Below are 13,611 nucleotides of genomic sequence, written 5' to 3' on the forward strand. Positions count from 1 at the left end.
CTCAGACGACCGGCTGGAGCACGGTGAGGATCAGGTAGACGACCGGGGCCGTGAGGAGCATCGAGTCCAGACGGTCGAGCAGACCGCCGTGGCCCGGGAGCAACGAGCCCATGTCCTTGAGCTCGAGGTCACGCTTGAGCAGCGACTCGGACAGGTCGCCGAGCGAGGCCGTGACGACCGTCGCGACCCCGAGCGCCACACCGACGAGCGGGGCACCGTCGAACATCGCGCCGATCCCGACGACGCCGACGAGGCAGGCCAGGACGAGCGAGCCGATCAGGCCCTCCCACGTCTTCTTCGGGCTGACCGACGGCGCGAGCGGGTGCCGGCCGATCAGCACCCCGACGACGTAGCCGCCGGTGTCGCTCGCGACGCACAGCAGGATGAACAGCAGCACGCGGAACGCGCCGTCCGGCTGCGCGAGCAGAAGCATCACGAAGCCGCCCATGAACGGCAGGTACGCCGCCGCGAACGCGGCACCGGTCGCGTCGCGCAGCGCCGGCGCGCCGCTGCCGTCGAGCACCCGCCACACCACCGCGCCGCCGACCGTCAGCATGAACGCGACGAACAGCGCCTCGGCGCCCGCCATGTACGCCGAGACCAGGATGCCGGCGTCGCCGACGAGCAGCGGCAGGAGCGGCAGGTGGATCCCGCGGCGCGCGAAGGCCTGCGCGAGCTCCCACAGCCCGGCACCGACCGCGAGCACCGCGAGCAGGAGGAAGCCCTCCTTGCGCACGAACAGCGAGGCGCCCACGATCGCGAGGAGCGTCAGCCCCACCACGACGGCGACGGGCAGGTCACGGCCCGAGCGCGAGACCCCGGGCGTGCGGGGCGCGCTGGCGGCGGCGAGGCGGGCGGCGTTCTGGGGCATCAGACCTCGAGCAGCTCGTTCTCCTTGGCGGCGAGGACCGTGTCGATCGCGTCGACGTGCCGCTTGGTCAGCTGCTCGAGCTCCTTCTCCGCGCGACCGACCTCGTCCTCGCCCGCCTCGCCGTCCTTCGCGATGCGGTCCAGCTCCTCCTTGGCGCGCCGGCGGATGTTGCGCACCGAGATGCGCGCGTCCTCCGCCTTCGTCCGGGCGAGCTTGACGTAGTCCTTGCGGCGCTCCTGCGTGAGCGCGGGCAGCACGACGCGGATGACGTTGCCGTCGTTCGTCGGGTTGACGCCGAGGTCGGAGTCGCGCAGCGCCTTCTCGACCGCGCTCGACGACGACTTGTCGAACGGCGTGATGAGGATGGTGCGCGCCTCGGTCACGTTGAACGACGCGAGCTGCTGCAGCGGGGTCGGGCTGCCGTAGTAGTCGACGAAGATCTTCGAGAACATGGCGGCGTTCGCCCGGCCCGTGCGGATCGTCGCGAAGTCCTCCTTGGCGACCTCGATCGCCTTGTCCATCTTTTCCTCGGCCTCGAGGAGGGTCTCGTCGATCACCGGTGCTCCTTCATGTGCTCGGGGGTGCGGTCGTGCGGCTGGTCGTGCGGCGCGGGCGCCCGTCAGTCGACGGTGACCAGCGTGCCGATCTTCTCACCCTGCAGCGCGCGCGTGACGTTGCCGGGCTCCATGCCGAACACGCGCATCCGCACGTCGTTGTCGCGGCACAGGCTGATCGCCGTGGCGTCCATGACGCCGAGGTCGTTGACGAGCGCGTCCGTGTAGGTCAGGTGGTCGAGCTTGACCGCCGTGGGGTCGGTGCGCGGGTCCGCGGTGTAGACGCCGTCCACGCCGTTCTTGCCCATGAGCACCTCCTGGCAGTGCGTCTCGAGCGCGCGCTGCACGGAGACGGTGTCCGTCGAGAAGAACGGCATGCCCGCGCCCGCGCCGAAGATGACGACGCGACCCTTCTCCATGTGCCGGATCGCGCGGAGCGGGATGTACGGCTCGGCGACCTGACCCATCGTGATCGCGGTCTGGACGCGCGTGCTGACACCGGCCTGCTCGAGGAAGTCCTGCAGCGCGAGGCAGTTCATGACCGTGCCGAGCATGCCCATGTAGTCGGCGCGGGCGCGGTCGATGCCGCGCTGCGCGAGCTCGGCGCCGCGGAAGAAGTTGCCACCGCCGACGACGATCGCGACCTGGACGCCGCTGCGGACCGCCACGGCGATCTCGGCGGCGACCCGCTGGACGACGTCGGGGGCGAGGCCGACGGCTCCACCGCCGAACATCTCGCCCGACAGCTTCAGCAGGACCCGGCGGGGAAGGGCGCCGTCCTGGTCCGGTGCGGTCACGTCCTGGCCCACGGTGCCTCCTGCTGTGCTCGACGTGCTCGGTCTGGGGTGCTCGTGCCGGTGGCCCCGGCCCGAGGTCGGGCCGGGGCCACCGGGATCGCGGCGGTGCTCAGGCGCCGACGCGGAACCGCACGAACGCCGTGACGGTGCCGCCGGCCTCGGTGAGGACCTGGCCGACCGTCTTCTTCGGGTCCTTGGCGAACGCCTGCTCGAGCAGGACGTTCTCCTTGAAGTACCCGTTGAGGCGACCCTCGATGATCTTCGGCAGCGCGGCCTCGGGCTTGCCCTCGTTGCGCGCGGCCTCCTCGGCGATGTGGCGCTCCGAGGCGACCGTCTCCGCGGCGACCTCGTCACGCGCGAGGAACGTCGGGGAGTACGCCGCGATGTGCGTCGCGATGTCGCGCGCCACCGAGGCACCCGCCGCGTCGGTCGCCACGAGGACGCCGACCTGCGGGGGCAGGTCCTTGTTGACCTTGTGCAGGTAGACCTCGACGTGCTCGCCGGTGACGCGCGCCACGCGGCGCACGACGACCTTCTCGCCGAGCGTCGCGGCCGTCTCGTCGACGACCGACTGCAGCGAGGAGCCGTCGACGTCCGAGGCGAGCAGCGCCTCGGCGTCCGCGGCACCCGACGCGACGGCCGCCGCGATGACCTTGTCGGCGAGCGCGATGAACGTCGTGTTCTTCGCGACGAAGTCGGTCTCCGAGTTGACCTCGACGAGCACGCCCGTGTGGCCCTGCCCGTCGGCCGCGACGTTCGCCGCGACGAGACCGTCGGACGCCGACCGGCCCTCACGCTTGCCGACACCCTTGAGGCCCTTGACGCGGATGATCTCGAGCGCCTTGTCGGCGTCGCCCTCCGCCTCCTCGAGCGCCTTCTTGACGTCGAGCATCCCCGCGCCGGTCTTCTCGCGGAGCGCCTTGATGTCAGCGAGGCTGTAGTTCGCCATCAGTCTGTGTCCGTCCTTGTCGTCAGATGCGGATGGGTGCGCGTCACTTGGACGCGGCGTCACCCTCGTTGGCGGGCGTGGCGACGTCCGGGACGTCGACCGCGGGGGCGGCGTCCTGGCCCGGGGCCTCGGCGGCCTCGCCGGCCGGCGTGGAGTCGTCCCCGACGGTCGCAGCGTCCTGCGCGGCAGCGTCCGTGGCGGCGACGACCGGCTCGGCCGCAGCCTCCGTGGGCTCGGCCTGGGCGGCCTCGGTCGGGGCGGCCTCGGTCGGGGTGGTCGCCCCGGCGGCGAGGTCGGCCTCGGCACCGGCGAGGAGCTCGCGCTCCCACTCGGCGAGCGGCTCGGCGTCGGCAGCAGCCGCGTCCGTGCCGCCGCTGCGGCCGGAGTGACGCTGCATGAGGCCCTCGGCCGCGGCGTCCGCGATGACACGGGTCAGCAGCGAGACGGCGCGGATCGCGTCGTCGTTGCCCGGGATCTTGTAGTCGACGACGTCCGGGTCGCAGTTCGTGTCGAGGATCGCGACGATCGGGATGCCGAGCTTGCGCGCCTCGTCGACGGCGAGGTGCTCCTTGTTCGTGTCGACGATCCAGATCGCCGAGGGCACCTTCGTCATGTCGCGGATGCCGCCGAGCGTCTTGGCGAGCTTGTCGCGCTCGCGACGCATGATGAGGAGCTCCTTCTTGGTGAAGGCGCTGCCCGCGACGTCGTCGAAGTCGACGAGCTCGAGCTCCTTGAGGCGCTGGAGCCGCTTGTTGACCGTCTGGAAGTTGGTGAGCATGCCACCGAGCCAGCGCTGGTTGACGTAGGGCATGCCCACGCGCGCGGCCTGCTCGGCGACGGGCTCCTGCGCCTGCTTCTTCGTGCCGACGAAGAGGATCGTGCCGCCGTGGGCGACAGTCTCCTTGACGAAGTTGTAGGCGCTGTCGATGTACGTCAGCGACTGCTGCAGGTCGACGATGTAGATGCCGTTGCGCTCGGTGAAGATGAAGCGCTTCATCTTGGGGTTCCAGCGGCGGGTCTGGTGCCCGAAGTGGACACCGCTCTCGAGCAGCTGGCGCATGGTCACGACGGCCATGGCACGTCCTTCCGGCGCGCGCCCGCGGGCACGCGCGTCTGGGCGGGTCCCACGCTGGGGACCCGCGTTCTCGGTTGTCGGCCCCGACCGGTCGGTCGTTGCCCCTGGCGCCACGTCGCTGCTGGCGCCGGGCTGCGAGCCCGGACCGGTGCCAGCGCCGACCCTCGTGCCCGTGCGTGACCGCACCCGGAACCGGGTGCGTGCCTGCGGGGCGGAGATGATGACGCGCGATGTCGACCGGCACGTACCGGTCGCGAGCGTCAGTCTAGCGGACGGTCGCCGAGGTCTCGGCCACGCGCCCCGGTGCTGTCCACCACCCCCAGCCCGGACGGCGCACGGCAGGGAGCAGGGCGCGCGGGCCGACGGGCCGGTCGCGCCCGGCACCGGCGCAAGGTCGTCGCCATGGACAGCGCGAGACGGACCCGCCGCGGCACGACCCGCACCCGCTCCTGGGGGGTGCCGGTACGCACCACGGCCCCCCTCCCCCGGCGCGGAGCCGGCGCTGCGCTGCGCGTGGCACTCCTCGGGAGCGCGCTCGCGCTACCGCTCACCACCGTCGCTGCCGGGCAGGTCGCAGCGGGGCCGGCTCACGACCCGGGAGCGCGGGCCGACCACGGCTACACGTTCCCGCTGCGCGAGCCCGTCGACGTCGCGCGCGGGTTCGACGCGCCCGAGGAGCGCTGGCTCAGCGGGCACCGCGGCGTCGACCTGACCGCCGCACCCGGCGACCCCGTGCTCGCACCGACCGCCGGCGTCGTCACCTTCGTGGGACCCGTCGCCGGGCGCGTCGTCCTGACGCTGCAGCATCCCGACGGTCGCCGCTCCAGCCTCGAACCGGTCGCGCCGACCGTCGCCGCGGGCGACGCGGTGGAACCCGGGGCGGTCCTCGGCCAGGTCGCCGCGGGAGCGACCCACTGCGCGCCCGCCACGTGCCTGCACTGGGGCGTCCGCACCGCCGACGACACCTACGTCGACCCGCTCACGCTCCTGGCCGGGCGAGGGCCCGTGGTGCTGCTGCCGGGTGTGCCGTGACGGCAGGACGCACCGGCGGGGCGCTGGCCGGACGGACCGCGACCGTCGGCAGCCGGGGCGGTGGGACGCGCCGGTCAGCAGCCGAGCGGGGACGGGGGCGACGGTGCATGTAGCCGCCCCGGCGTCAGGCGCGGTCCGAGTCCGTGAGCTTGGTGCGCAGCCGCAGCATCGCCGCGGTGTGCATCTGCGAGATCCGGGACTCGGTGACGCCGAGGACCCGGCCGATCTCCGCGAGGGTCATGCCCTCGTAGTAGTACAGGACCAGCACGATCTTCTCTCGCTCGCCGAGCTGCTCGATCGCGCGGGCCAGCAGGAACTTGGTCTCCTGCGCCTCGAACGACCCTGCCGGGTCCTGCGCGCGGTGGTCGCCGAGCGTGTCGACGAGGCTCACCTTGTCGGATCGCTCCGAACCCGCCCCGAGCAGCTCGTCGAGCGCGACGACGTTGACGGTCGAGAGCTGGGTGAAGACGCCCCGGAGCTCGCCGATGCCCATCTCGAGCCGCCCGGCGACCTCCTGCTCGCTGGGCGTGCGGTGCAGCTCGCCCTCGAGCTCGGCGTACGCACGGTCGACCGCGCGAGCCTTCGTGCGCACCGAGCGCGGGATCCAGTCCATCGCCCGCAGCTCGTCGATGATCGCCCCGCGGATGCGGGCGCTCGCGTACGTCTCGAACTTCACGGCCCGGTCCAGCGCGTACTTCTCGATCGCGTCGATGAGGCCGAACATCCCGTACGAGACGAGGTCGGCCTGCTCGACGGTGCTGGGCAGGCGCATCCCGACGCGCGAGGCGACGGACGTCACGAGCGGGGCGTAGTGCAGGATCAGGCGCTCGCGCAGGAGACGGTCGCCGGTCGCCTTGAACTCGCGCCACGCGGCCTCGATCGGGTCGACCTCGAGCAGGTCGACGTCGCCGGGGACCGCGGCCGGGATCGCCGGCGCGGGCACCGAGCTCAGGCGTCGGTGCGCAGGGACGACCGCCGCGGCGTGCGGCTGGGGCACGACGCCGTCGGGAGCCGTCACGCTCCGGGCGCGCTCAGCGAGGGACGCGACCGACTCGGCCTGTACCGTCATCGTGCTCTCCGATTCCGTCATGCTCGTGGGTGTGCCTGCTCGAACGACGAGCGGAGGCGCTCGGCCGAGACGTGGGTGTACCGCTGGGTCGTCGCGAGGCTCGCGTGACCCAGGACCTCCTGGACGCTGCGCAGGTCGGAGCCCCCCTCGAGGAGGTGCGTCGCGGCGCTGTGGCGCAGGGCGTGCGGGGCGATGTCGTCGACTCCGGCGAGCGCGGCGAGGTCGTGGGCGACGCCACGCAGCTGGCGCTGGTCGACTCGGCCCCCGCGACGGCCGAGGAGCAGCGCCGGCTCGGTGCCGCCCGCGGCGAGGACCGGACGGCCGGTCGAGAGCCAGGCCTCGAGGGCCTCAGCAGCCGGGAGCCCGAACGGGACGACGCGCTCCTTGTCGCCCTTGCCGACGACGTGCAGGGTGCGCTCGGCGAGGTCGACGTCGGTCACGTCGGCCCGGCAGAGCTCGCCCACCCGCGCTCCCGTGGCGTAGAGCAGCTCGAGGGCGGCCCAGTCGCGCAGGTGCACCGGGTCGGCGTCGTCGGCGCGCGTGCGCGCGACCTCGAGCAGGCGGGCCGCGTCGTCGACCGCGAGGACCGTGGGGAGGGCGACGGTGGGGCGGGCGCTCGCGAGCCGCAGCGCGGGGTCCGTCGCGACCCGGCCGGTGCGGACGGCCCAGTCGAAGAACGTGCGAACGGCGGCCCCGCGCCGGGCGAGCGTCGCCCGGCTCCGCTGGGCCGCGGACATCGCGGCGAGCCAGCCGCGCAGCACGGTCAGGTCGATCTCGCCGAGCTCGGTGCGGCCGTGGCGTGCAGCGTAGGCCAGGAGGTGCTCGACGTCGCTCACGTAGGCCCGGACGGTGTGGTCCGAGAGGCCTCGCTGGGCGCCGAGGTGGAGGGCGAAGTCGGCCGTGAGCCGGACGGCCGGAGCCGCCTCCGTGACCCCCGTCGCCGTCTGCATGTCCCTACCGTGACTGGTCACACGGGTGGCCCACAAGCGGACCCGCACACAGTTCACCCTCTGCGCGGCTCAACCGTCGCACTTGTCCGGTTTTGAACATGGGCATCTGTCCAGTTCGACCCGACGCGTCGATGTGAGCGGTCTCATAAGGCGGACACGACCGCTGTGGACGTCCGCCCGGACGGTCCACCCGGACGGGTCAGGGCACGCGCCGGAGCGCTGCACGAGAGGTCCGGTTCACGACCCGGCGAGGGGCCGGGTTCACCACCCGCGGCCGCCCGGGCAGAGCGGTCGAGGCGCGAGGGCGCGACGACGTCCGACGAGGCCGGCCGCGCGACCGACGGGACCACCGCCCGCGACGGCCCCGGGACCGTCACACGCCGGCCCGCGTCCGGCGCCACCCGGTCGTCCGGAGCTCGGCGAGACCGGCCAGCTCGAGGCTCCCGAGCGCCCCGCGGACGTCCCTCGGCGACAGCCCCGCGCGACGCGCGAGCGTGTCGACGTCGGCGGCCGACCGCAGCGACAGCGCGTCGAGCACGCGGTCCGCGACCCAGTCGAGACCGTCGTGCGGGCGCGCGTCCTCGGGTCGGTCCTGCTCGGGCGCGGGCCCGAGCGGTCCCGCGAGCTCGAGCACCTCCGCGACGTCCGTCACGCAGATCGCCGCTCCCTCGCGCAGCAGGCGGTGGCAGCCCGCGGAGGCGACGGACGTCACGGGGCCCGGCACGGCACCGAGGGGACGCAGGAGGGCTGCGGCGTGGTGCGCGGTGCTCAGGGCGCCCGAGCGCCACGCCGCCTCTACGACGACGGTCGCCCTGCTCACCGCCGCGATCAGGCGGTTGCGCATGAGGAACCTGCTGCGGCTCGGGGCGCCGCCCGGGGGGATCTCGCTGAGCACGGAGCCGCCGTGCTCCAGGACGCGTTCGAGCAGCGTGGCGTTGCCAGCCGGGTAGGCGCGGTCGACCCCGCCCGCCAGGAGGGCGACGGTAGGCCCCCCGGCCGCGAGCGCCCCGCGGTGCGCGGCGGCGTCGATCCCGTACGCGCCGCCGGACACGACGCACACGCCGCCGGCGGCGAGCCCCTCGGCGAGGTCGACCGCGACCCGTTCGCCGTATGCGGTCGAGGCGCGGGCACCCACGAGCGCGACCGACCGGCCGAGCAGACGGTCCGGCTCCGGCCCGCCCCGCTGCCAGAGGCCCAGCGGTGCTGCCGCACCGAGGTCGTCGAGCCCGGCGGGCCACCCCGGGGCGCCCGGGTGCAGGAACCGCCCACCCAGCCGGTGCACGTGCTCGATCTCCCGGGCGGGTTCGAGGAGGGCGATCCGTGGCTCCCAGCGCGCGAGGGCCGCGCCCAGGCGTCGTCGCAGCGGCGCGAGCGACTCGTCGTCGCGTGCGACGAGCGTCTGCACCGCGGCCTCGACCCGCCCGCTCGTGGCGGCCCACCGGACCCAGTCGAGCGCCTCGCGCGCTCCCATAGTGTGCACGAGCGCCCCGGCGACCGTGTCCCCTGGTTCCACGAGCCGGCTCCAGGCAGCGCGCGCCAGCATCTCCTCGGCGCCCTGGTCCCGCGCGTGGGCGTCTCCGGCACCGGTTCCCCACGCGGGCGATCCCTCGGCACCGTGTCCGTGTGCGAGCGCCCCCTCGGCACCGCTTCCCAGCGCCCCGGTCCCCCGGGCACCGCTCCCCAGCGCCCCGGTCCCCCGGGCACCGCTCCCCAGCGCCCCGGTCCCCCGGGCACCGCTCCCCAGCGCCCCGGTCCCCCCGGCACCGCTCCCCAGCGCCCCGGTCCCCCCGGCACCGCTCCCCAGCGCCCCGGTCCCCCCGGCACCGCTCCCGGGCGCGCCGGTCCCGCCGGCACCGCTCCCCGGCGCGAGCGCTCGCGCGGCACCGCTCCCCCTCGCGCCCGTCATGCCGCTGCCTGCCCGCGGGTCCGCAGCAGCAGCGCGTGACCCACGTCCGTGCGGTCGGGGGCGTCCCGGCCCGCCAGGTCGGCGAGGGTCCACGCGACCCGCAGCACCCGGTCGACGCCGCGCAGGCTGAGCAGTCCGCGGTCGAACGCACGGTCGAGGTCGAGCACGAGGCCGCGGTCGGGCCCGAGCCGCGCGCGCAGCCAGCGTCCCGGCACGTCGGCGTTGGTGCGCCACGTGGTTCCTGCCAGGCGCTCCGACTGCGCCGCGCGCGCCTGCGCCACCCGGGCGGCCACGACGGCGGTGCTCTCCGCCGGGGCTGCACCGGCGAGGGCCGCCCGGGACACCGGTTGGACGTCCACCTGGAGGTCGACGCGGTCGAGCAGCGGCCCCGACAGCTTGCTGAAGTAGCGACGGCGCTGCTCGGAGCGGCACGTGCAGTCGAGCCCCTTGCCCACGGCGCGCCCGCACGGGCACGGGTTGGCGGCCATGACGAGCTGGAAGCGCGCCGGGTACCGCGCCACCCCGGCGGCGCGGTGCAGCACGAGCTCCCCGTGCTCGAGCGGCTGGCGCAGCGTCTGGAGCACGGCGGTCGAGAACTCGGGCGCCTCGTCCATGAAGAGCACCCCGCGGTGGGCCCGGGACGCGGCGCCGGGCCGTGGTACGCCGGAGCCGCCCCCGACGATGCTCGCCGGCGTCGCCGTGTGGTGGGGGTCCTCGTAGGGCGGGCGGCGGACCAGCCCGCCGCGCGGGTCGAACGTTCCCGCGACCGAGTGCACGGCGGTGACCTCGACCGCCTCGGCTTCCGTGAGGTCGGGCAGCAGACCCGGCAGCCGGGCGGCGAGCATCGTCTTGCCCGCGCCCGGCGGACCGACCATGAGCAGGTGGTGACCGCCCGCCGCCGCGACCTCGAGCGCGATCCGGGCGTCGTCCTGCCCGAGCACGTCGGCGAGGTCGGCCACCGTCCCGGTCGAGCCCGGCTCGAGGTGCTCGGCACCGACCGCGACGACGTCCGGGACGTCCAGGTCGGCCCCGTACCGGTGGGCCACCTCGGCGAGGCTGCGAGCGCCCACGACGCGCGCACCGGGCACGAGCAGGGCCTCGGCCTCGTTGGCGACGGGGACCACGACGTGGGGGTGACCGGCCTGCACTGCGGCAGCCACCGCGGGCAGGACACCCCGGACGGGCCGCAGGCGCCCGTCGAGCCCGAGCTCGCCGAGGTGCACGACCCCGGACACCGCCTCCGGACGCACGAGCCCTGCCCCGGCGAGGGTCGCGACCGCGATCGCGAGGTCGAACGCCGAGCCGGACTTCGGCAGCGTCGCCGGCGAGAGGTTCACCGTGATCCGCCGGTTCGGCCACGCGAGCCCGCTCGACGTGACGGCCGCCCGGACGCGGTCGCGTGCCTCGGCGAGCGCGGCGTCCGGCAGGCCGACGAGGGTGAACGCCGGGAGCGACGCGGCGAGGTGGGCCTCGACCTCGACGACGTGGCCGGTGAGCCCGCGCAGCGCCACGGCGACCGTGCGCCCGAGCGTCACCGGACCACGCCCGCGAGGTGCTCGAGCACGAGCGGCTCGCCGCGCCGGAGCAGGATCGCGATCACGTCGATGCGCACCGAGCTCGGGCGGGTGTCGTGCGCGACGAGCCACTGGGCCGTCAGGCGTCGGATGCGCGCGAGCTTGCGTGGGGTGACGGCCTCCGCCGGGTGGCCGAACGCGGTGCTGCGCCGGGTCTTGACCTCGACCGCGACGAGCTCGTCACCGTCGAGCGCGACGAGGTCGAGCTCGCCGCCGTCACCGCGCCAGTTCCGGTCGAGCACCGTCCACCCGGCGTCGCGCGCCCACGCCGCCGCGACGTCCTCCCCGTACCTGCCGACCGCGTCCTTCGCCCGCATGGCGACCACCTCCGCGGGACACGTTCGCGGATCGTCGGCGACGCCGGAGGTTGACCGGCGCGGACCGTCAGCCTCGACGCGCCGCGGAAGGGCTGTGGGTGGCCGATGCGGTCAACGGCTCTGCGGGACGCCGCGTGGACGCCGCCCGACGGAGGGCGGGTTGCCCGGTCCGTGCGGCGTGCTCAGCGCGAGAAGCCGGGGCCCCCACCGAGGTCGAGCTCCGCCTTCGCGAGCTCCTCGACGTTGACGTCCTTGAACGTCACGACGCGCACCGACTTCACGAACCGCGCGGAGCGGTACACGTCCCACACCCAGGCGTCGGCGAGCGCGAGCTCGAAGTAGACCTCGCCTGCGGCCGACCTCACCTGCAGGTCGACCTGGTTGGCGAGATAGAACCGGCGCTCGGTCTCCACGACGTACGAGAAGAGCCCGACCACGTCCCGGTACTCGCGGTAGAGCGCGAGCTCCATGTCGGTCTCGTAGTTCTCGAGGTCTTCCGCACTCACCCGGTCATCATCCCCCATCGTCGGGCCCGTCCTGCGCGCGGAGGCCGGCTCGCGACCTCACCTGCTGCGAGGTTCACCCGCCCGCGGCGCACTCGTCGAGCGGCAGCCGCCAGCTCACCCGGTGCAGCGGGCTCGGCCCGTGCAGGCGCAGCGCGGCCACGTGGTCGCTCGAGCCGTACCCCTTGTTGGCGTGCCAGCCGTAGAGCGGGTGCTCGCTCGCGAGGTTCGTCATCGTCTCGTCGCGCTCGCACTTGGCGAGCACGCTCGCGGCGGCGACGCTCGCGCACGTGCGGTCCGCCTTGACCATCATGCGCACCCGCGGCACGAAGCCGAGCGCCCCGATCTCGTCGTCGGCGGCCGCCCGGTGCTCCCTCGCCTCGTGGTCGGCCTCGGTCTCGTCCTCGAACAGCGCACCCTGCGCGGGCGGCGTGAGCCAGTTGTGCGAGCCGTCGAGCACGACGGCGTCCACCGGGCCGACCTCGTCGGCGACGGTGCGCAGGGCGCGCGACCCCGCGAGGCGCAGTGCCGCGATGATCCCGATCGCGTCGATCTCCCGTGCCGAGGCGTGGCCGACGGCACGCGCGATCCCCCAGCGCCGCAGCGCCGGCACGAGCGCGGACCGCGCCGCGGGGCTCAGGAGCTTCGAGTCGGTGACGCCCGGCGGGCACGCGCGCGTGCGGGCGTCCACCACGACGACGCCGACGCTGACCGGGCCCGCGAGGGCGCCCCGGCCGACCTCGTCCATCCCGGCCACGAGCAGCGCGCCGGAGCGCAGCAGCGTGCGCTCGTGCCGGAGCGTCGGTGCGGTGCGGGCTTGTGCCGTCCGGGCCGGCGCGGTGCGGGCGAGCGCGGGGCGCGTCAGAGCCGTGCCGGTCGACGCGGGCTCGGTCGACGCGAGTGCGGTCGAGGCGGCACCGGTCGACGCCGTGCTCGTCAGAGCCGTGCCGGTCGCGGCGGTCCCGGGCGCGGCCGTGCGGTCCGGCTCGGCGCCGCGCGACGCGGTGTTTGGCTCGTCGCCCTGAGCTGCCGGGGGCACGGCCGCTGTGCGGGTGAGGTCGAGCAGCGTCATGCGGGGTCCGGCACGGCCGCGAACGTGTCGGAGGGGTTCGTGAGCGTCCCGGCGCGGTCGAAGGGCCAGACGGTCACGAACGCGGTGCCGACGACGTTCTCGACGGGCATGTACGGGCCCCCCGGGGAGCCCATGTTGGCGCGCGAGTCGGCGGACGCACCGCGGTTGTCGCCCATGAGCCACAGCGTCCCCTCGGGGACGGTGATGTCGAACGCGCTGATGCTCGGGACTGCGCCCGGGGCGAGGTACGGCTCGTCGAGCGCGACGCCGTTGACCGTGACCGGGGCCCCGTCGCCCTCGCACGCCACGTGGTCGCCGGGCAGGCCGATGATGCGCTTGATCAGGTGCTCGCCGGCATCCTGCGGCAGGAGCCCCACGAACGTGAGCGCCTCGTTGACGACCCGGCGGGCCTCGCTGGGCTGGGGCGTGATCGCGCCGCTGAGCCAGCCGCCGGGGTCCTTGAACACGACGATGTCCCCGCGGCGCAGGTCGAACGGACCGGGGCGCAGCTTGTTCACCAGCACACGGTCCCCCTCGATGAGGGTCTCGTGCATGGACTCGCTCGGGATGAAGAACGCCTGCACGAGGAACGTCTTGACGACGAGCGACAGCAGCAGCGCGCTGACCAGGATGATCACCGACTCGCGCAGCCACGCCAGGCCGGAGCTCCGCGCGGGCTTGCGTCCGTGGTTCCGGCGCTCGGGTCGGCTGCTCTCGGGGACGGTCGTGTCGTCACGCTCCGCGGAGTCCTGGTCGGTCACCCGACCACTCTTCCATGCCGCGGCCGGTGCGGGCGCGACGTCCCACCGGCCGGTCGCGTCCGACCACCGGCCGGTCGCGGGCGTCGCGGGCCGCAGCCGCCCGCAGCCGTCCGCAGCACGGCCGGAGCACGACCGCAGCACGGCCGCGCACGGGCCGGGACGCCGACGGGCGGCCACCGAG

Annotated in this window: 14 protein-coding genes; 1 reads left to right on the forward strand and 13 read right to left on the reverse strand. The window is 74.6% G+C overall.

The annotated features are described in order from the left end of the window. Position 1: 1 nt before the first annotated feature. The 5 genes from ACWFNE_RS14520 to rpsB form a co-directional block, all read right to left on the reverse strand. A complete protein-coding gene (locus ACWFNE_RS14520; RefSeq protein ID WP_452123144.1) occupies positions 2-871 on the reverse strand; it encodes a phosphatidate cytidylyltransferase in 870 nt (289 codons plus the stop codon). Beyond that, positions 871-1,428 carry a ribosome recycling factor gene (gene frr, locus ACWFNE_RS14525; protein ID WP_183297781.1) on the reverse strand — a complete coding sequence of 186 codons (558 nt, stop codon included), beginning with the start codon at positions 1,426-1,428 and terminating at the stop codon, positions 871-873. Before frr ends, ACWFNE_RS14520 begins: the two co-directional genes overlap by 1 nt. A gap of 62 nt (positions 1,429-1,490) precedes the next feature. Then, the gene (gene pyrH, locus ACWFNE_RS14530; protein WP_452123145.1) at positions 1,491-2,234 is read right to left on the reverse strand and encodes a UMP kinase; all 744 of its coding nucleotides are present in this window, start codon (positions 2,232-2,234) and stop codon (positions 1,491-1,493) included. Positions 2,235-2,331: 97 nt separating this feature from the next. Continuing rightward, positions 2,332-3,171 (reverse strand): translation elongation factor Ts, encoded by an 840-nt coding sequence (gene tsf, locus ACWFNE_RS14535; protein WP_452123146.1) that lies wholly within the window; start codon positions 3,169-3,171, stop codon positions 2,332-2,334. Between the two features lie 43 nt (positions 3,172-3,214). Continuing rightward, a complete protein-coding gene (gene rpsB / locus ACWFNE_RS14540; RefSeq protein WP_452123147.1) occupies positions 3,215-4,246 on the reverse strand; it encodes a 30S ribosomal protein S2 in 1,032 nt (343 codons plus the stop codon). Positions 4,247-4,759: 513 nt separating this feature from the next. On the opposite strand from rpsB, the gene ACWFNE_RS14545 reads away from it, so the two are divergent. Further along, the gene (locus tag ACWFNE_RS14545; RefSeq protein WP_452123148.1) at positions 4,760-5,278 is read left to right on the forward strand and encodes a M23 family metallopeptidase; all 519 of its coding nucleotides are present in this window, start codon (positions 4,760-4,762) and stop codon (positions 5,276-5,278) included. A gap of 124 nt (positions 5,279-5,402) precedes the next feature. Here ACWFNE_RS14545 and whiG read toward each other — a convergent pair whose 3' ends face one another. The 8 genes from whiG to lepB form a co-directional block, all read right to left on the reverse strand. Beyond that, complete coding sequence (gene whiG, locus ACWFNE_RS14550; protein ID WP_452123149.1) at positions 5,403-6,368, reverse strand: RNA polymerase sigma factor WhiG; 966 nt, start codon at positions 6,366-6,368, stop codon at positions 5,403-5,405. Then, the gene (locus tag ACWFNE_RS14555; protein WP_452123150.1) at positions 6,365-7,297 is read right to left on the reverse strand and encodes a tyrosine recombinase XerC; all 933 of its coding nucleotides are present in this window, start codon (positions 7,295-7,297) and stop codon (positions 6,365-6,367) included. Before ACWFNE_RS14555 ends, whiG begins: the two co-directional genes overlap by 4 nt. A 373-nt stretch (positions 7,298-7,670) precedes the next feature. Continuing rightward, positions 7,671-8,810, reverse strand: a complete 1,140-nt coding sequence (dprA, locus tag ACWFNE_RS14560) for a DNA-processing protein DprA (protein WP_452123151.1) — start codon at positions 8,808-8,810, stop codon at positions 7,671-7,673. A 389-nt stretch (positions 8,811-9,199) separates the two neighbouring features. Next, the gene (locus tag ACWFNE_RS14565) at positions 9,200-10,738 is read right to left on the reverse strand and encodes a YifB family Mg chelatase-like AAA ATPase (RefSeq protein ID WP_452123152.1); all 1,539 of its coding nucleotides are present in this window, start codon (positions 10,736-10,738) and stop codon (positions 9,200-9,202) included. Next, positions 10,735-11,094 carry a YraN family protein gene (locus tag ACWFNE_RS14570; protein WP_452123153.1) on the reverse strand — a complete coding sequence of 120 codons (360 nt, stop codon included), beginning with the start codon at positions 11,092-11,094 and terminating at the stop codon, positions 10,735-10,737. Before ACWFNE_RS14570 ends, ACWFNE_RS14565 begins: the two co-directional genes overlap by 4 nt. A gap of 182 nt (positions 11,095-11,276) precedes the next feature. Continuing rightward, on the reverse strand, positions 11,277-11,600 hold the full coding sequence (locus ACWFNE_RS14575) for a DUF2469 domain-containing protein (RefSeq protein WP_034628486.1): 324 nt from the start codon (positions 11,598-11,600) through the stop codon (positions 11,277-11,279). 73 nt (positions 11,601-11,673) lie between these two features. Next, a complete protein-coding gene (locus tag ACWFNE_RS14580) occupies positions 11,674-12,669 on the reverse strand; it encodes a ribonuclease HII (protein ID WP_452123154.1) in 996 nt (331 codons plus the stop codon). Beyond that, entirely contained in the window at positions 12,666-13,430 is a 765-nt protein-coding gene (gene lepB / locus ACWFNE_RS14585; protein WP_452123155.1) for a signal peptidase I, read from the reverse strand. Before lepB ends, ACWFNE_RS14580 begins: the two co-directional genes overlap by 4 nt. Positions 13,431-13,611 lie beyond the last annotated feature (181 nt).

Source organism: Cellulomonas sp. NPDC055163, from assembly GCF_053607065.1.

Bases quoted from the DNA above. Each gene is read 5' to 3' on its own strand.
- rpsB (WP_452123147.1), bottom strand. From the start codon at position 4,246: ATGGCCGTCGTGACCATGCGCCAGCTGCTCGAGAGCGGTGTCCACTTC.
- tsf (WP_452123146.1), bottom strand. From the start codon at position 3,171: ATGGCGAACTACAGCCTCGCTGACATCAAGGCGCTCCGCGAGAAGACC.
- whiG (WP_452123149.1), bottom strand. From the start codon at position 6,368: ATGACGGAATCGGAGAGCACGATGACGGTACAGGCCGAGTCGGTCGCG.
- ACWFNE_RS14570 (WP_452123153.1), bottom strand. From the start codon at position 11,094: ATGCGGGCGAAGGACGCGGTCGGCAGGTACGGGGAGGACGTCGCGGCG.
- ACWFNE_RS14580 (WP_452123154.1), bottom strand. From the start codon at position 12,669: ATGACGCTGCTCGACCTCACCCGCACAGCGGCCGTGCCCCCGGCAGCT.
- ACWFNE_RS14555 (WP_452123150.1), bottom strand. From the start codon at position 7,297: ATGCAGACGGCGACGGGGGTCACGGAGGCGGCTCCGGCCGTCCGGCTC.
- ACWFNE_RS14520 (WP_452123144.1), bottom strand. From the start codon at position 871: ATGCCCCAGAACGCCGCCCGCCTCGCCGCCGCCAGCGCGCCCCGCACG.